Source organism: Pseudomonas sp. LBUM1651 (assembly GCF_059716135.1).
Genome location: NZ_CP166805.1, coordinates 2,439,215 through 2,455,758, shown reverse-complemented (window position 1 = coordinate 2,455,758; position 16,544 = coordinate 2,439,215). Strand labels below are relative to the sequence as shown.

The window sequence follows — 16,544 nt, the reverse complement described above, 5'->3', positions numbered from 1 at the left end:
ACCCAGGAAAAGGGACATCTTGGCCATGGAGCCTCCTACGGAATGAGAGTGCGGTGCAAGGGCTACTGCGAATGCGGACCGTGCTGTCATTGTGAGGCGCAGGTCTGATGCGTAACAGATGCAGATCGCGCAGAAAAATACGGATCAGATCACCTGCCCTGTCGATGTCCTCACGGAATTGCCGCTGTCGGGGATGAAGTGGTCCCATCTTGGTCGAAACACGGCGCTTGTGACGTTTCCATCAGCAACTGGTCCACCACTTGCGAAAGTGCGGCATGAACATCTTCCCCGCTGCGCAAGGCTCGCCGGTAGACGCCAATTTGTCGCTGCGCACTCGTACCTTCACGGAGCATTTGCCTGATGTGAGAAAAAACCGACTCTGCACCCAGTGCTCGCGCCGCATCGCCCAAAATCTGTTCAGCCATGAAAAGCCACTGCTTCATGGAGAACGGCCGGTCGTAGCCTTCAATAATGAACGACGCCCGAGTGCCGTAGCGTTTCGCCCGCCAGCGGTTTTCCTTGAGAACCCATTGGGATGTTTGCGAATAGGCAGATCCGGGACGTGGTTGGTCAATGGCATATGCCACCACCAGCCGAAAAAACGAGGCAATGCACAACGCTTCATCCAGACGTGGACACGCATCCGTCATCCGCAATTCCAGGGTCGGATACTTCGCCGCAGGCCGCAAACCCCACCAGATATCGCCAGCCTGCCGAACAGTCCCGGTACGGATCAACAGCGCAACGTAAGCGTCATAGGCGGATTGATCTTCAAGGAACTCCGGAACACCCATCCGCGGCCATTCATCACAGGCCGTTTGCCGGTAGCTCGCAAAGCCGCTGTCGGCGCCGTCCCAAAACGGTGAAGAGCTGCTCAAGGCCAGCAAAAACGGCAGCCATGGCAAGACTTCGTTCATCACTCGAATTCGGTCCAGATGCCTCGGCACTTCAACATGCACATGCAGACCGGACAGCAGGCTACGGCGGGCTACGCGCTGGTAGTCTTCGAACAGTTGAAGAAAATGATCCTGCTCCGTGGCCAGTTGCAGACGCCAGTCCGCCAGCGGATGGCTGCCGACACTGAGCAATCCCAGGCCATAAGGATCAAGCGTTTTCCGCAAGGTTTGGCGAACGTTTCCCAGATACTCCGCAGCTTGCGCAACGTCAGTAAATATCGGCGAAGCGACTTCGACCTGCCCTTTAAACATCTCATAGGCAAAACACGGGCCCAACTCAGCCTTGCACGCCTCAATCGCTGCGCCGGGCGGCTCCTGCGACATGCACCGGGTGCGCAGGTCAGTGATGAAGTATTCCTCTTCAATGCCGAACGTCAGATCTGAATTCATCGAAGTCCTCCCGGCGTCCGCAAAACGGGCTAGATCATCGGCGAACTGCTAACCACACGCAGTGCCAACCCTTCATAAGCATCCAGCGTAATCGTGAACTCCCCCTCAGGCGTGAGATCGCCTTCGACCCGCTCATTGATGATGTCGACCACCGGTCCCGGGGCGATATTGGGCAGATGCAGGGTCTCGGTGATCGCTGTCGAGCCGAAGTTCAGTGCGGTGATCTGGGTGCCTTTGCCGGCCGGCAGTTCGTGGACCATGATCAGCAACCCCGGATGCTCGACATCCGGGACCAGGATCTGGCGACTGGCGGCGATATCGTAGGAACGGCGCGCCGCCAGGATTCGCTTCAGTTGCGAGGCAAACGAGTCATGGTCTTTCAGTTGACTGGTCAGGCTGCCGTACAGCGTTTTCGGGCGCGGCATCTGACCTTCCGACAGCTCCGCTTCCGGATTGAGGTCAACCAGATCGTAGGCGCCGCGATGAATCCAGCGCGTGTCGCCGTCGAGCATCAGATGCGCGACCTGCTCTGCCGGCAGCGGCAGTGCGCCGACGAGGTCCCAACCCGATAACGCGAACACACCCGGCTGCATCGCGTTGTACATCACCAGCAGCACATGAATCTGGCGGATCTGCTGAATATCCATCGGGGTAATGGCATCGAGGTCGCGAATCCCCAGCGCTGCCGTGATGATGCTGGCGGTGGTGCAGGACACGCCGTTGGTGACAAATTTCAGGTTATACGGCGCGTGCTCGCCGGCCAGGCGTTCGTACATCTGCTCGCGAATGTGCTCGCGCAAGATGTTGCCGGGGAAGGTCTGGCCCTGATAGAGGAAGGTGTCATGGGCGTGCAGCGTCCAGAAATGCACCAGTTCGAGGGTCAGTTCGTCATGATTCTGCAAGGCGTGGATCAGCGAGCCCGGATCGATGCCCAGGGTATGCATCTGACGCAGCATCAACCGCAGGAATTCGGTATCGCCCATGAGCAACGCATGTTGGTAAGCGGGTCGGGTGATGAAGTCATACGAAAGATCGGCCCCGCCGTGGGACATGGCGGCGATATCGTCAACGGTGAGGTTCAGTTCCTGAAAACTGAAACCGCCCGCCTTGCGAATCGCGCCGGCCAGCAACTGGTTGCCGGTGATCGACAAGGGATGGCTTTCCGACCAGGCGGTGCCATCGAGCTTGCGTTCAACGCCGAGAAAGCCGTTGGCGTCCAGACGCAGGATTTTCGCCCCCATCACGTCGATGGCGTGCAGTGCGTCGCCGATGATCATCTGCTGTGCGGCAAAGGTCGGGTCCAGCCAGTTCAGCGACGGCTGCCCTTCCTTGAAGTAATGCAGGTAAACCCAGCGTCGCGGCTTGCCGTCGACCCCGATCACAATCGAAGTCGCGCTCCAGTCGGTTTCCTTGACCCCAGGCTCGAAGAAGATCACCCGCTGCAGTTGGCCGACGATGTAATGCTTGTCGCGCAGAACATCGACCTGCTGCGGACTGAGGTTCTGCGCGTCGCGCCCCTTGATGACATCGGGCAGCAGCGGCCAGTCCTCCTCACGGATTTCCACCATGTGGTAGAGCCCCGGATAGTCTTCATAGGCCATCTCGGCCAGGCGAAAGTCCGCGCCTTTGCCGGTGTGCGACGGGATGACATCGTCGATGATCACCGCGTTGTGCGCGGCGGCCATGCGCGTCAGCGCCTGAAGCTGGGCCTCGGTGCCCAATTGCGGATCGATGTCGAAACTGATGCGGTCGAAGTTGCCGTCAATGGTGGGCGTGTGTTTGGTGCCCGAGAGGCCACCAGACCTTTTCAGTGGGCCGTTGTGAATGCCCTGGATACCGATTCTCGACAAGGCGTGCCATAAGGTTTCGTCGCCCAGGGCCTCCAGCACCGTGCCATTTTCACGGGTGACAATCGACGCCGGGTACGCGGTGAACCACACCGAAGCGAGGGCCGAGGCGTCGCGGGGCCGGGTATGCGCATAGGGCTGTTGCCACAATCGGCCTTGCCCCGAGTAGAGCCTGGCCCGCTGTCTTGCAGCATGCAGCATCGATTGTTCGACCAGCCAGTCCACATGGTTTTTCTCAGCCGCCGTCATGGAAACAATCACCTCTCGTCATGAAAAAATGGCATCCGCCCTTCTGCACCAAAGGCACCGCTCGTTTTCATATGAGGCCATGACGTGGCATTCGTTGCATCGTGCTGTGCTATGACGACCCCGGTTGCAGTTGGCACTGTGCCCCCAGCGCATTGATCTGCGGACGGCCAAACAGGTAACCCTGCCCCCACTCGCTACCGCAGGCAGTGGCGAGGGCGTGATCGGTTTCGGATTCAATCCCCTCGATGATCACGCATGGGGCCAGCGTTTTGCACAGCTGCACCAGATGGCCCAGGGTCTGCGCGTTGTTGGTCTCCAGGAGTGCGCGCTGGAGGTAGCCCTGATCGATCTTGACGATATCCGGCCGGGTCTGGCGAATGAATTCCAGCGTGCCCAGGCCCGCGCCAAAATCATCGATGGCCACCCGGCAACCCAGCTCCCGCAGGCACAAAACGAATTCGATCGCCGCCGAGGTACTTGGCGGTGTGGCGCTTTCGGTCACTTCAATCACCAGTCGCGCGGCCACTGAAGGGGCGTCGCGCAAATACGCTCGCACACGCTTGAACCTGCTGCTCAACGGCTCAATGACCGAGCGTGTTCGACGGGTGCTTTCCGAGCGCCTGGCCCAAGGCGTGCCCAGCGACCTGAACAGAATTGCCCAAGCGGTCGGCGTGAGTGCGCGCAGCCTGCAACGGCGCTTGAGCAATGAAGACATGCACTTCTCGGCACTGCAGGATGAAGCGCGATTGATGCTCGCGCATAACTTCCTGCGTAACTCGGCGCGCAGTGTGAAGTACATCGGCGCGCTGCTGGGTTTTCGCGATCAGAGCAGCTTTCACAAAGCCTGCATCCGCTGGTTCGGCATGACGCCCGGGCGCTACCGGGAAGAGTCCTGACCACCTTCCGGCCTATTCAGACACTGCGACCTGATTGCGCCCGCGCGCCTTGGCTCGATACAGCGCCTTGTCAGCGTTGTTCATCAAACTGTGCAGATCGTTATCCTCGGCATTCATTGACGCGACACCGACGCTGGCCGAGATGCGGTGAACCGGCCCGGTCATCAGTCCGGCGATCGACTGGATGAGTTCCTCGGCAATATGCTGTGCGACTTCAATCGAAGTGTCCGGCAGCAGAACAGCGAACTCCTCCCCGCCCAACCGACCGTAAACATCGGTTTCGCGAAACGAGCGGCTGATGACCACTCCCATTTGCCGCAGCACCTGATCCCCGACCTGATGCCCATAGGTGTCATTGATGTGCTTGAAGTGATCCATGTCCAGCATGACGGCACACAGCGGCAATTGGTTGTTCTTGCAGTGGCCATACAGCTGTTGCGCGTGCTCGAAAAAAGCCCGGCGATTCATCAGGCCCGTGAGTTCATCGGTCTGGGCGGCACGCGTGGAAATACTGTGCGCCTGCTCCATTTCACGGGTTAGACGAAAGGCGGTTTCCAGCGCGTCGGACAGGTTGCGCGTCGCGCTGAACACAAAGGAGGCGAACACCAGAACCGCCACCCCCATGCCGACCTGCAGGGATGAGGCTTGAAACAACAGCCAGATCGTACAAGGAAACAACACCAGGGAAATGGACACGATCGTCATGTAGCGATAGGCCGAGTAACAGGACACCGCACTGACCGACATCCCGACGCAAAACAGCATGACCAGCGCCTGGGCCAACAGGTCATCGGCCGGCATGACCGCCAGCGCGCCGCCGCCCCAGATACCGGCGGACAACACGAGCGTGGCCCAATACGTGCGCTCCCAGCGCTGAGGGGTGCGCTCACTGGCGGGACTGCGGAAATAGGCGATGAACATCGAAATCCGCAACAACGACGACGCTGCCAGCACCGCTATCCACCACGCAATGACCGAGTGATCAAAACGCTCCCAGCACAGCCAGCACAGCATCAGCACCGCGAGAAAACTGCCGAATACCGCTGAAATCGACTGGCGGAACAGCTGGTGCAATCGGTCCGCGTGCACCTGCCTTACGATCAAATCTTCCGTTTCGTACCGCAATCCAAGGCCATCCATTTCATCCGCCTGATCATGATGCTGCGACGATAGCGATTGTGGCACATTGCTTACGGCCGTTTGCAGATTCATCCTTGCAGAAACAGATCAGTGCTTAAATATCACTAGCCACCTCCCGGGTCAGAAAATCGATCAAGGCCCGCGCGGTCGCGGACAACTGACGATGGGGCGGGTAGATCACCGAGAACGGTCGGGAGCGTCCGCCCGACTGTTCGAGCAACCGCACCAGGCGGCCACTTTCAATCCGCTCACGGACGATAAAGTCGTAACTCTGACAGATCCCCATGCCGTGCTCGGCCAGAGAGACAATGCCCAGCACGTCGTCGGACACCTGCACATTCGCCTCGGGTATCCACTCCCGATCCACCCCCTGTTCGCGGAACAGCCAAGGCCCGACGCGGCCGCTGCTGGGCATCACAAACGGCAGACAAGCATGCGCCGACAGTTCGTCGACACTGCGCGGTGTGCCGGCACGATTCAGGTACTCCGGTGCGGCAACCAGGCACAAGCGCGCGTCTTCAAGCTTGCGGCCGATCAGGCCACTGTCCGGCAATTGCCCGAGACGGATCGCCAAGTCATACCCTTCCGCCACCAGGTCCACATTCCGATTGCTGATGCTCAACTCGATGCGCACCTGCGGGTACTGCCGGGTAAAGCGAGACAGCAAGGGTGGCAACCGATAATGCCCGTAGGTCGTCGGCACACTCAGCCGCACCCGCCCGGTCAACTCGCCTTCCTGCCCCTGGATCGTCCGCTCGGCGTCATCGATCAACCCGAACGCGGCGCGGGATTGTTCAAGGTAAAGCAGGCCCGCCTCGGTCAGGCTCAGGCGCCGGGTCGTGCGTCGCAGCAGCTGGACGCCGAGGCGCGCTTCCAGGCGAGAGATCGCCCGGCTGACCACCGACGGCGTGGTCGCCAGAAACACCGCCCCGGCGCTCAACGAGCCCTTTTCCACCACGGTGACGAACACTTCAACGTCCGCGAGATAATCGAATCGACGGCTCACCCTTACCTCCAAAGAACAAGTACTTTCCTTTGCAGCGAGTTTATCGCCCATGGAGGCATGAATATAGTGAATCAACGATCAGCGCCCGCTGATCGATCACTCACGGAAGCCCCCATGCGCCCTATCGCTCGACTCGCCCTCGCCATGACCATTTCCGCCGCAGCCTTCAACGCACAGGCCGGCAATGTGCTGATCGTGCTGTCAGACTCCGACCACCTCGACCTCAAGGACCAGAAGGTCTTCGCCACCGGTTTCTACCTGAACGAACTGATGCAACCGGTGAAACTGCTGCTCGATGCCGGGCACTCAGTGACCTTCGCCACCCCGAACGGCAAGGCACCGACCCTGGACCAGTCGTCCAACGACAAGATGTATTTCAACAATGACGTGGCGGCCTTGCAGGCGCACAAGGCGCTGCTGGATCAACTGAAAATCACCTCGACGGGTGAGTCGCCGGTCATCAGCCTGGCGCGGGTCGAACAGATCGGCTACGAACAGTTCGATGCCGTCTACGTCCCCGGCGGCCACGCGCCGATGCAGGACCTGCTGCACAGCGCCGCGCTGGGCAAACTGCTGAACAACTTCCATGACAACGGCAAGACCACCGCCCTCGTCTGCCATGGTCCGATTGCCCTGCTGTCGACCCTGGCCGATCCTTTCGCTTTCACCCGACAACTCGAAACCGGCGGCAACGCCTCGACAAAAGGCTGGACCTACGCCGGCTATAAATTCACGGTTATCAGCAATCAGGAAGAAGAACTGGCCAAGGGTTTGCTGAATGGCGGCGCAATGAAGTTCTATCCGCAAACGGCGCTGGAACAGGCGGGCGGCGTCTATCGCAGCAACACCTCGCCGTGGACTTCCAACGTCGTCATCGACCGCGAACTGGTGACCGGACAAAACCCGGGCTCAGCGCTGGACGTGGGCAAGGCGATCGTCGAGCGTCTCAAGTCCCGGAGCTAGAGACTGAGCGGACTCGGGATGGTAAAACTCATCGCGAATTTTTCTGATTGCAGCGCCTCGAAAAAGGATCACCTCTGTGAGAAGTCACCCGCCACACCCGATTCAAGTGTCACAGCCGAGGCAGGACTCACCTTGCAAACACGGCTGATCGCGTTGGTGGTGGCGGTGACCTTTTTCATGGAAAACCTCGACGCGACCGTCATCGCGACCGCGCTGCCCACCATGGCCAGCGCATTCGGGATCACACCGGTCGACATGAACGTGGGCATCACCGCCTACATTCTGGGCGATGGCGATCTTCATCCCGCTTTCCAGCTGGATCGCCGACCGGTTTGGTGCGCGACGAGTATTCGCCGGTGCAATCGTCGTGTTCACCCTCGCCTCGCTCTTGTGCGGGCTCAGCCAGAACATCGAAATGTTTGTTTGCGCTCGCGTGCTACAGGGCATCGGCGGCGCGTTGATGGTGCCGGTGGGACGCCTGGCCGTGCTGCGCAACACCGACAAAAAAGACCTGGTGAAAATGATCGCGGTGATTACCTGGCCCGGCCTGGTGGCGCCCATCCTCGGGCCATTGGTGGGCGGCCTGATCGTCACACACGCATCATGGCCATGGATCTTCTACGTCAACTTGCCGCTCGGTGCCTTGGCATTGGTGGCCGCACTTTGGCTCGTGCCCGAAGGACGTGAAGCAAACGTACGCCCGTTTGACGGCAAAGGATTCGCCCTGCTCGCCGGCGCCTGCGCCTCCCTTCTGGGCGGCCTGGAATGGCTGGGCAGCCAGCACGGCAACGCCATGTTGTCGGGATTCGGGCTAGTGATTGCCGGCGTGATGCTTGCGGTGTGGGCAGTGCATCACTGCCGACATCACGCCCACCCGCTGTTGCCGCTTGGCACCGTTTCCATCAACACCTTTCGCGTCAGCATCTTTGGCGGATCACTCTTTCGCCTGGCCATCAGCGCCTTGCCGTTTTTGCTGCCGCTGTTGTTCCAGGTCGGCTTCGGCTTATCGCCCGTCGACGCGGGCCTGCTGGTGCTCGCGGTGTTCGCCGGCAACCTTGCGATGAAGCCGTTTACCACGGCAATCATGCAACGCTATGGCTTTCGCAAAGTTCTGCTGGTCAATGGCGTCATCGGTGTTGTTTCCATTCTGGCCTGCGCGCTGTTTACCCCGCAGACGCCATTTGCCTTGATTGCCGCCGTGCTGTTTGTGGGTGGCTTGTCGCGATCGATGCAGTTCACTTGCTACAACTCCATCGGGTTTGCCGACGTTCCCAAGGAACGGATGAGCGAGGCATCGGCGTTGTTCAGTATGTTTTTTCAACTGGCCATGGGGATGGGGGTGACGGTTGCCGCGTTGTTGTTGCGCGCTTCGATGTCGGTGCAAAACCACGATTTGCAGGCGCAGGTGGGGGACTTTCGGATTGCCTTTGTTGGGGTGGCAGTGTTGGGGTTGTTGGCGCTGGTCGACGTGCTTCGATTGCCCAAGGACGCAGGGGAAAGTGTGTTGAAGCGGTCTTGATGCGGGCTTCGTTCGATCTAAAAACACAAAAGCCCTGCCCCATCTAAATGGGACAGAGCTTCTTTTTGCAGATCGCGTAAAACAACCGCCCTCACCTACGTTTGTGGATCAACCTGATCCAACACCCGATTCACCGACAGCTCCGCCAGCGTAATCATCTGCTGAATCCCCAACGCCAAATTGCATTTTGGACCGTTGAGGATGAAGGCCAATTCAGTGGCCATGACGCTGGCTGAGGCAAGGGTTTCGCAGGCGTGAGCCAGCAGGGTTTCGGTGTCTACGTCAGGGGCGATGGTGAACATGGAAATGGGACGCCGCTCGGCCATGGCTGGCTTGCGGGATATGAACTCGAAATCGGTTTCGGTATGGCTGTCCGGATCGGGGGGATTCGGGGTTTCTTTGATCATTGTGAAACTCCTATGAAGTGAGCATCTCCCCATCCGCTACCACGCAAATTAAGGAGACGGCTGTACATAGGGTGGTAGACCGGTCATAGAAACCCGGCAGGCCGAAGCCTCCCATGCACAGCCGCCACAAAGCAGCCAGCACAAAAAAACGCCCTGAGGCGTTCTGGGTCTATGAAGTATCCGGGCTACCACACCCGTTCGCTGAATTGGCAGCGACGGGTGGAAGGTTAGCGAGGGGGCTTCTGAAGTGCAAGTCCGGCGGATTGTGGAAAGTTTTTATACCAATTTATCAATGGGCTACCGACTTAACCTCAAAACTGCCTCAGTCGCTATCCGGGACTATCGGAATAGCCAATAGCCGCCAGGTAAAATTAGCTTTTTCGGCGTATCCACATAGTGAGGAGTGTTTTTAGTCCAACGTAACGCAGCGTATCCTGCAATTAAACGGTGGCCAACCCAGCGAGGGTCAACAGTAGGTGGTACCCCTACTTGGGTTGCGAGAAACAACTTCCCCATAAGTGTTCCAAATACGAGCCTTCCTTGAGGGTTTTGGTGCTGAGGGTCGAGAATTGACCAAACAGGACAGATAGTTATTGGCAGAACCTTTGTGCAACAATTGCCGACTATTCATTTTACAAGGATGTTAAAAATGACCGGAAAACCCGCCGCCCGAGTCACGGACCCCACTGACTGTCCTCTCCCGGGCCATGGCGTAAATCCCATCGCTGCTGGCTCACCCGATGTTTTCTTTGATGGTTTGGCCGCTGCTCGCCTTGACGACCAAAGCGCGTGCGGCAGTCCCATCGTTGGGGAAGTTGCCTCAACCGTTCTAATCAACGGCAAACCTGCTGCCACCGTGGGCAGCCTCGGAGCCCATGGCAATAAAGTGGTGAGTGGCTCTGGAACAGTGATCATCGGTAACGCCCATACTCCAGCAGATTTCATCCCACCTCTGGCAATGCCGCTATGGTTGCAACCGTTCAATGAACAATTCCGCATTCTCGGAAGCGACGGTCAGCCTCTCGCTTTTGTGCCCTATTTCATCAAGGATGAGTCCGGTCAGGTTTACACCGGATTTTCCGACGAATCAGGGCATACGCCGCGTATTGCGACCAAAAAACAGGAAACACTGGAAGTTACGACCGGCGTGGCTGCACTGGAAACGTGGGCGACGCATGACTGAGTTCTCCTGCAAAGTTCCGACAAATCAACAAGCCGGTTCGGTGAGCAATGTCTCTGGCTACCCAATGCCTGCCAACATTCACATGTTTGTTGTCGTCGATGAGATCGGTAAAGATGGCTTTCTGGTGAGAAGAATTTATGCCTCTCCAGATAACCCTCACCTAATTGCCAAAAATCTTCCAGACTTTCAAATCAAGCATGAAATCTGGCCAGAAAAATTCGGCATGATGCCTGTTGATTCAAAATCAAACGCAACGGTAGCTGAACACGTATTTAGCAGCAGAAAATATCCATCCGGCTATGTATCAACCAGCTCTATTTTCCCCGATGGCTCACCACGCTTTGAAGGAAAGGCCGTTTACATAGATGTTGCGAAAGCTAAAGCTGCGGGAGCCAAACTGGTTACCACTGAGGAAATCCTGAAATCCTTGGAGGAGTACAAAAAAGTCGCACCTAAGAATTTGCAAAGATCGACCAAATTGCAGAATGGGTAAAAAATATTGATAAGGAGGTATTGGTCCAAGCGGAGAAAATACCTCCTAAAGCAATTTTTACACCTGGCTCCTACAAGGCCACCTCTGTACTGATCAAAGGGGCGAGAGTAGTCAGAGTATTCGCCATTGGCTTTACCGCATACGACTTGAAACTGGCTGCCGACGAGTCCATCAAGCAGAAGAGCATCAAGCCGATTTCCGTGGAGGTGGTCAAACAGGCCGGTGGGTGGGGTGGAGCGATTACTGGAGCGAGGATCGGTGTTGTTGCAGGTGCCGCGGTTGGCATTGAAACAGGTCCTGGAGCAATCGTCAGTGGTGCGGTGGGAGGGATAATATTCGGCACCGCTGGTTATTTTGGTGCTAGTTGGCTCACCGAATATCTTCAGGACTGAGGTAGATAATGAACATTTTTAGTCGCATCAAAGCCTTCATTAAGCAAGAACCGGAAGAGCAGATTGCCGGATATTCAATACCAGAGCTGAAATCAGTTTTCGTTAAGTCGTTATTAACAAGAGATGGTTTTCTGCCCAGCTACCCGAGAGTTACTTCCCTGAAAGGCGTGGGCATTCCAGCCTATTACACTTCATTCATAATCGATCAAAAAGAGACCCTTAATTTTGTTGCGCTCATCGAATCAAAATTCAATTACGTAACTGAAAAAACCTTCAACGAACTATTCGTCAAAAAATACTCAAACACCCAAAAAAATGAACATTTGATTTTTTTTACATCGACCAGAGAATTCAACTCCGTGACCGTACGACTGGTCACCAATAGCGCTGATTTCTTGGCTGCCATCGCTGACGAGAAATTCTCCGCACCTCCTCCATGGGTAGCTTTCGAGAGTTACAACCCTTCCTGGTGGGGTGGCCATATGCAAGGCGCGCAGGGTTACTACAACGACAACTACTTCCTGCCTTTTTTCACTCAATTAAGTGATTCAGAAAAACAGTCGTATTACGCAAAATTTGAAGCTACGAGGGAGTGGATCAAGGCCTTGGAGCTAATGCATGACGATGAATGAATCCATTTAAGTCTTCTTCGAAGCCCAACGGGGGTTGCTCCGCTTACTACGAAAAAGCGGCAATCAAGCTTTCAATAAGCTATCCGCGATTGTCCCCGAAAAAGTCGCCTCCACCGGCCCAATAAGCAACACCGCCCCCACCCCATCCCATTGAACCGTCACGCTCCCACCATCACATTCAACCTCAACGGATTCATCCAACAAACCCCGACGAATCCCATTAACAACCGCCCCACAACAGCACGAACCTGAACCAAGCGGAATACCGCCCCCGCGCTCCCAGATGCGCAACCGAATATGCTTCCGATCAATGATCTGAACAAAATGCACATTCGTTTTGAGGGGAAACAGCGGATTGGTTTCAATGGTCGGCCCGATTGTCGCGATATCAATCGCCGAGAGATCATCCACAAAATAGGTGCAGTGCGGATTTCCCATGCTGCACGCTGTCGGGCCACCATCCAGGGGCAACACAGCCGTATCCAGTTCCTGAGCCAAAGGAATATCCGACCAGCCGAAAAGCGGCGCTCCCATGTTGACCGAAATGGCGCCGGTGGAGGTTCGTTCGCACGTCAGCAGACCACGGTTGGTGCGCAGCGCTACCGAGGTGGAATTTGCTTCGCGCATCAGCCTGTCCGCGGCACCGCGCGTTGCGCTGCCGCAAGCGTCCAGCGAGGTGCCATCGGCGTTCCAGAACACCAGGCGCGCTGCTGCGTCATCGCAATCGAGCAGCACCGCGAGTTGATTGAATCCGACGCCGCGGTTGCGATCGCCCATTCGCCGAGCGATAGCACTGGTCACTGGGTTGGCGGAGTTTCGTGCGTCCACCACCACGAAGTCATCGCCATTGGCGTGCATCTTGTGAAAACTCAGCGGCATAAACAGATCCTGGCGAGGAGACAAGTGGGAAGGATCTAGCCCCATTCGCAGCGCTTTTTCAAGCTGGCCGCGAATAGCGCTCAATGAACCCGCAACCAAGCACCTCGCTCAGGCGCTTCCCATCGCTCATCCGTCGAAACAACCCCGGCGTCTGCCACGGCGCGTAACCGTCGATATTGGCAGCACCCAACCCGGCCATCACGTCGGCGATCAGCACCGAGCGCGTCTCGAACGAGATCCGTGTGAGGCCGGTGCTGTTGCCGACGCCGGCATGGGCATGGGCGCCGGAAAAGGCAATGAGACTGCCCGGGGCGATTTCAACGGCGATCCCCTCCTCCGAGGCAATCGCTTCCAGCAGGTGCGGGATGGCCTCGTCGGCGTCCACCGCATTGCGTCCGTCCTGATGGGATCGCTGCAGAATGGCGCGCATATCGAAGGTGACACTCGAATTAAGCAGCGGCCGCTGCCATAGGCCGGGGTACAACGCAAACGTCCGCCCGGCCGTGACCGGATAAATCGGCGCCCACCAGTTGGTCTGCGCGTACATGTTCGAGCCCCATGTATCGCGGTGGAAGGCGATGGTGGCCGTGGTGCGGGCGCGTGGGCTGAACTGCTCGGGTTCCCGATGAGGCTGGAAACGCAGGTGCAATCGATCGCACGCCAGAGACTCCGGGGTCAACCCGATCTGTTCGATGACCGCCTGCCATAGGCGCTGGATCTCGGCCGAGCGAGCGAATTCGTTCTGGCATTTTGCGAACAGGACCGTCTGCTGTTCGTGGTTCAGGTGGCGATGGATGTGTTGTGGCGGCCAGGGATGCAGCGCGTCTTCGAGGAATGCACGGGTGAATTCGACCAGCGCTGTCATGGGCTGTAAGTCCGCGACAAGCAGGATGTCGCCGGCGTAGACGCGGTCGTGGAAGTGGCGAGCGGTGCCCGGGAGGGTAAGCGGGCTGTACATGACCAGAGGTTCCCTGAAGAGGCGTCCTCGACTTTAGATCCGCCCCCCTTGTGGTGAAAGTGGCAGATTGGGTAAAAAATTGCGGATCAGCGGGCCCTGGCAGCCATCATGAAGGAAACAGGTCCAGTGTGCGCTCCACCTCTTCAATATCGATTTTGAAGCCATCGCCCTCGGGCGTTCCGACCACAAAACCGAAATTCTGCTGGTCGCGATCCGTCAGGTATTTGAAATAACTGACGAAACGGTTCGGTGGCTGCAGCGTCAGCAACGAACCACCCTGCTGCAGTACATTGACGCCATGTACGAGCTGACTGCCTTCAACCCCGATCACGGTCCGTGCTCCGGCGCAGGTCGCCACGATGGTCGGGACGTCGGTTTTCAAAGGATCGAGTACGCGAAACCCCCGAGTCTTGCGCAGATGTTCGGCGATCTCGAGTTCGTTGCGCAAAAGGCGCAATTCACCGGCGCTACCGCGAAGAATGAACACGCCAGGGTGATCCTCATGGCTCACGTGCGACAGCAGCTTTTCACCCATGGCCCGGTAACGCAGGTGCCTGCTTTGGTTGTTGCTGAAATCATCGAATAGCACGAGCTCATGAAAAAAAGCGCCGTTCAAGCGAACCGGCTTCATGCCAAGCCAGTCTTCGTACGCGAGGGTCTGGGCAGAGAGAGGAAACCGGGCGGAGGGCGCGGTAGTCACCGGGACGCCTTCGTCGCAGGCCAATGGATAGGTCGGGAAGTCTTCCATCAACCGTGTGCCAAACCAGGTATTTCCATTTTGCGTGCAGAAGACGGCCGCGCGGTCGATCTCGTGTTCCACGACAATGCGCGGAAACCTGCCGGGCTTGAGAGACAACCAGAAACTTGCGTTGTCCTTGTAGAGCGCTCCATCGATCAGCCAGACATTCTCGAGCAAGTAACCGCGTGTCGGGCCTTGCACCACGTCACCCAGCCCTTCCATTGTGCGCGCAGGATGCTCGAACGGATAAAAGCGCTTCGCCTCCCATCCCGTCACGCGTTCCATTTGACCGGGCAGGAAGAAAGCCTTCGGAGAATACGATACGCCACCCGGCGCAACGTCCCAGCGTTTGACCGCGAGGCTTTTCAGGTTGATCTCTGCCTTGCGCGCGAGTCTTTTTCTTGCCATGTACCTGTAGGCGGCAAGGGTCCATTTCCTTCGATTGCCAGCGGTCGAAGTACTGATTTGCGAGACATCGCTTTCCATCAAAAGTCCTCCCTTCGGGACAGAGCGTCCTGAAAATACTCAGCTGGATGGAATCCTTTCCATAACGGGTGGGGTCTGCAAGTTAGCGTAGCGACTGCGCAAGGTTTCGAGAAACTGTTCGCCCGAATTCTGCGCGCAATAGAGATAAATCTTGTGCAGCCCGCCAAATACCATTTCATGATAGCGGCTGGCGGCCTCTTCATTGCTTGGCCCGTCAGGCAAGCCAAGGTGCAGGGTCAATTCCTTTCCTTCGGCAGCAAAAAGCGGCGTGTCCCAAAGGAATCTGGCTACACCTGTCTTGGGCAGCCGCAGAAACATATAAGCGTGGTTACCCAGGGAATCAACGTCACCGCCACGCCTTCGTTTCCATTTCAGCAGTCCGTCATCCGGCCGTGCCACGCAAAGACCGATGTCGTAATAATCGAAGCCTTCATTGATCGCCGATTCAAGCGCCATGAAGGTGGTAATCGCGTTGACTTCGCCCAGTCGCTTGGCATCTGAAAAAACCGCCTCGGTGTATCCGAAACGCAGCGTGCTCCAGTAGCGTTTTCCGCCACGCGTTACGGCGCAGCCAAGGTGACAGCCAATCACCTCGTCATCCCGCATGATCAGGTCGAGCCGCCCTACAGTCCTGGCTATCCTGAACACTTCCTCGGAGGGAAATTGCGCAGCGTGGATGCCTTGCCTTGCTTGGGCATAAGGTCGAAGCATTTCCCTGTCGGCCTTGTCTATTTCTTCATCCAGCAGCGCCGGTCTCATGTGATAGAGCGGTCGGTTCTTGCGGATGTTTCGACGCAACTCACCATCGTATTTTGCGGTGATGTCCTCGATGGAGCGCCCCAGCGGAACGACGGCACTCAGGTACAAGGGGATAGACAAAGTCCCCGGGGTCCGCACCTCACTGACCACCACCACATGATTCGACGCGGCAGGTTCCGGCTCGCCCTCGGTCATAGGGGCATTCCCCAGGGACTTCCCGCCGATGAGCAGCTTGGCCATCTCTCGCTGCTGTTTCCTGCCGATATAGAGGATCTCGTAAGGACTGTCTTTCTGCAGCCTGAACCTGGCAATTTCCCAACGCCAGACACACGCACGCCCAAGGATGTCTTGCAGCCAGTTTGAAGCCTGTCTCATCTCATACCGCATTGAAGGGGAAATGAGTTTTCGGATAACTGCCGCCAAGTTATCTTTCACTTTTCGTCATCCTTTGAGCTTTATCTTAAGCAGATCAGATACAAAAGATCCGGGCGGAACTTCAATAAGCGCGCTTAAACATTGAAAAATAAGACATATTTTATGAAGCAGCGCGCTTACATCGAGTAACAGTAAAGATACAAGTCCGGGACTTTGCAAGGCGGCCTACCGGTCTTTCCGATTGAAACCCCGCCCACAAAAAAGCCCACTGACCG

The 16,544-nt window shown here is 57.2% G+C and carries 16 protein-coding genes and 3 pseudogenes; 7 read left to right on the top strand and 12 right to left on the bottom strand.

What is annotated here, in order from left to right; genetic code table 11:
• Positions 1-170: 170 nt before the first annotated feature.
• From ACA066_RS11395 to ACA066_RS11385, 3 genes and pseudogenes are all read right to left on the bottom strand, one after another.
• Entirely contained in the window at positions 171-1,346 is a 1,176-nt protein-coding gene (locus ACA066_RS11395; protein WP_497699284.1) for a carboxylate-amine ligase, read from the bottom strand.
• A gap of 29 nt (positions 1,347-1,375) precedes the next feature.
• The gene (gene treS, locus ACA066_RS11390) at positions 1,376-3,442 is read right to left on the bottom strand and encodes a maltose alpha-D-glucosyltransferase (RefSeq protein ID WP_497699283.1); all 2,067 of its coding nucleotides are present in this window, start codon (positions 3,440-3,442) and stop codon (positions 1,376-1,378) included.
• Between the two features lie 109 nt (positions 3,443-3,551).
• Positions 3,552-3,992 (bottom strand): annotated as a pseudogene (locus ACA066_RS11385) (EAL domain-containing protein); the annotation flags it as partial.
• Here ACA066_RS11385 and ACA066_RS11380 point away from each other — a divergent pair.
• Positions 3,985-4,338, top strand: a pseudogene (locus tag ACA066_RS11380) (helix-turn-helix transcriptional regulator); the annotation flags it as partial. The pseudogenes ACA066_RS11385 and ACA066_RS11380 sit on opposite strands and share 8 nt — an antisense overlap.
• A gap of 12 nt (positions 4,339-4,350) precedes the next feature.
• Here ACA066_RS11380 and ACA066_RS11375 read toward each other — a convergent pair.
• Positions 4,351-5,478, bottom strand: a complete 1,128-nt coding sequence (locus ACA066_RS11375; protein WP_497699282.1) for a GGDEF domain-containing protein — start codon at positions 5,476-5,478, stop codon at positions 4,351-4,353.
• A gap of 94 nt (positions 5,479-5,572) precedes the next feature.
• On the bottom strand, positions 5,573-6,484 hold the full coding sequence (locus ACA066_RS11370) for a LysR family transcriptional regulator (protein WP_497699281.1): 912 nt from the start codon (positions 6,482-6,484) through the stop codon (positions 5,573-5,575).
• Between the two features lie 114 nt (positions 6,485-6,598).
• Here ACA066_RS11370 and ACA066_RS11365 point away from each other — a divergent pair, with 114 nt between their 5' ends.
• Positions 6,599-7,447: a type 1 glutamine amidotransferase domain-containing protein gene (locus ACA066_RS11365; protein ID WP_497699280.1), complete on the top strand. Its 849-nt coding sequence runs from the start codon at positions 6,599-6,601 to the stop codon at positions 7,445-7,447.
• A gap of 68 nt (positions 7,448-7,515) precedes the next feature.
• On the opposite strand, the gene ACA066_RS11360 is transcribed toward ACA066_RS11365, so the two are convergent.
• A complete protein-coding gene (locus ACA066_RS11360; protein ID WP_497699982.1) occupies positions 7,516-7,716 on the bottom strand; it encodes a hypothetical protein in 201 nt (66 codons plus the stop codon).
• On the opposite strand from ACA066_RS11360, the pseudogene ACA066_RS11355 reads away from it, so the two are divergent.
• Positions 7,625-8,966: pseudogene (locus tag ACA066_RS11355) on the top strand (DHA2 family efflux MFS transporter permease subunit). The gene ACA066_RS11360 and the pseudogene ACA066_RS11355 sit on opposite strands and share 92 nt — an antisense overlap.
• 95 nt (positions 8,967-9,061) lie before the next feature.
• On the opposite strand, the gene ACA066_RS11350 reads toward ACA066_RS11355, so the two are convergent.
• Entirely contained in the window at positions 9,062-9,373 is a 312-nt protein-coding gene (locus tag ACA066_RS11350; protein ID WP_497699279.1) for a DUF6124 family protein, read from the bottom strand.
• Between the two features lie 339 nt (positions 9,374-9,712).
• Positions 9,713-9,889 (bottom strand): primase 1D-like protein, encoded by a 177-nt coding sequence (locus ACA066_RS11345; RefSeq protein WP_497699278.1) that lies wholly within the window; start codon positions 9,887-9,889, stop codon positions 9,713-9,715.
• Between the two features lie 133 nt (positions 9,890-10,022).
• On the opposite strand from ACA066_RS11345, the gene ACA066_RS11340 reads away from it, so the two are divergent.
• From ACA066_RS11340 to ACA066_RS11325, 4 genes are read left to right on the top strand one after another with little or no spacing between them, the layout of a single operon-like run.
• Positions 10,023-10,556: a PAAR domain-containing protein gene (locus ACA066_RS11340; RefSeq protein WP_497699277.1), complete on the top strand. Its 534-nt coding sequence runs from the start codon at positions 10,023-10,025 to the stop codon at positions 10,554-10,556.
• Positions 10,549-11,049 carry a hypothetical protein gene (locus tag ACA066_RS11335; RefSeq protein WP_497699276.1) on the top strand — a complete coding sequence of 167 codons (501 nt, stop codon included), beginning with the start codon at positions 10,549-10,551 and terminating at the stop codon, positions 11,047-11,049. Before ACA066_RS11340 ends, ACA066_RS11335 begins: the two co-directional genes overlap by 8 nt.
• 20 nt (positions 11,050-11,069) lie before the next feature.
• Positions 11,070-11,441 carry a hypothetical protein gene (locus tag ACA066_RS11330; protein WP_497699275.1) on the top strand — a complete coding sequence of 124 codons (372 nt, stop codon included), beginning with the start codon at positions 11,070-11,072 and terminating at the stop codon, positions 11,439-11,441.
• 8 nt (positions 11,442-11,449) lie between these two features.
• On the top strand, positions 11,450-12,073 hold the full coding sequence (locus tag ACA066_RS11325) for a hypothetical protein (RefSeq protein ID WP_497699274.1): 624 nt from the start codon (positions 11,450-11,452) through the stop codon (positions 12,071-12,073).
• A 63-nt stretch (positions 12,074-12,136) separates the two neighbouring features.
• Here the strand turns inward: ACA066_RS11325 and dapF are convergent, their stop codons facing one another.
• The 4 genes from dapF to ACA066_RS11305 all read right to left on the bottom strand — a co-directional run bounded on the left by dapF (position 12,137) and on the right by ACA066_RS11305 (position 16,329).
• Positions 12,137-12,952: a diaminopimelate epimerase gene (gene dapF / locus ACA066_RS11320; protein ID WP_497699273.1), complete on the bottom strand. Its 816-nt coding sequence runs from the start codon at positions 12,950-12,952 to the stop codon at positions 12,137-12,139.
• A 58-nt stretch (positions 12,953-13,010) separates the two neighbouring features.
• On the bottom strand, positions 13,011-13,910 hold the full coding sequence (locus ACA066_RS11315) for a hypothetical protein (RefSeq protein ID WP_497699272.1): 900 nt from the start codon (positions 13,908-13,910) through the stop codon (positions 13,011-13,013).
• Positions 13,911-14,016: 106 nt separating this feature from the next.
• The gene (locus ACA066_RS11310) at positions 14,017-15,135 is read right to left on the bottom strand and encodes a glycosyltransferase 61 family protein (RefSeq protein ID WP_497699271.1); all 1,119 of its coding nucleotides are present in this window, start codon (positions 15,133-15,135) and stop codon (positions 14,017-14,019) included.
• Between the two features lie 39 nt (positions 15,136-15,174).
• Positions 15,175-16,329, bottom strand: coding sequence for a GNAT family N-acetyltransferase (locus tag ACA066_RS11305; protein WP_497699270.1), 1,155 nt, complete (start codon positions 16,327-16,329; stop codon positions 15,175-15,177).
• Between the last annotated feature and the right edge of the window lie 215 nt (positions 16,330-16,544).

What these genes read in the sequence shown, in the direction of transcription:
- ACA066_RS11395 (WP_497699284.1), bottom strand. Translation starts at nt 1,346, where the DNA reads ATGAATTCAGATCTGACGTTCGGCATTGAAGAGGAATACTTCATCACT.
- treS (WP_497699283.1), bottom strand. Translation starts at nt 3,442, where the DNA reads ATGACGGCGGCTGAGAAAAACCATGTGGACTGGCTGGTCGAACAATCG.
- ACA066_RS11375 (WP_497699282.1), bottom strand. Translation starts at nt 5,478, where the DNA reads ATGGATGGCCTTGGATTGCGGTACGAAACGGAAGATTTGATCGTAAGG.
- ACA066_RS11365 (WP_497699280.1), top strand. Translation starts at nt 6,599, where the DNA reads ATGCGCCCTATCGCTCGACTCGCCCTCGCCATGACCATTTCCGCCGCA.
- ACA066_RS11360 (WP_497699982.1), bottom strand. Translation starts at nt 7,716, where the DNA reads ATGCCCACGTTCATGTCGACCGGTGTGATCCCGAATGCGCTGGCCATG.
- ACA066_RS11350 (WP_497699279.1), bottom strand. Translation starts at nt 9,373, where the DNA reads ATGATCAAAGAAACCCCGAATCCCCCCGATCCGGACAGCCATACCGAA.
- ACA066_RS11345 (WP_497699278.1), bottom strand. Translation starts at nt 9,889, where the DNA reads ATGGGGAAGTTGTTTCTCGCAACCCAAGTAGGGGTACCACCTACTGTT.
- ACA066_RS11340 (WP_497699277.1), top strand. Translation starts at nt 10,023, where the DNA reads ATGACCGGAAAACCCGCCGCCCGAGTCACGGACCCCACTGACTGTCCT.
- ACA066_RS11335 (WP_497699276.1), top strand. Translation starts at nt 10,549, where the DNA reads ATGACTGAGTTCTCCTGCAAAGTTCCGACAAATCAACAAGCCGGTTCG.
- ACA066_RS11325 (WP_497699274.1), top strand. Translation starts at nt 11,450, where the DNA reads ATGAACATTTTTAGTCGCATCAAAGCCTTCATTAAGCAAGAACCGGAA.
- dapF (WP_497699273.1), bottom strand. Translation starts at nt 12,952, where the DNA reads ATGCCGCTGAGTTTTCACAAGATGCACGCCAATGGCGATGACTTCGTG.
- ACA066_RS11315 (WP_497699272.1), bottom strand. Translation starts at nt 13,910, where the DNA reads ATGTACAGCCCGCTTACCCTCCCGGGCACCGCTCGCCACTTCCACGAC.
- ACA066_RS11310 (WP_497699271.1), bottom strand. Translation starts at nt 15,135, where the DNA reads ATGGAAAGCGATGTCTCGCAAATCAGTACTTCGACCGCTGGCAATCGA.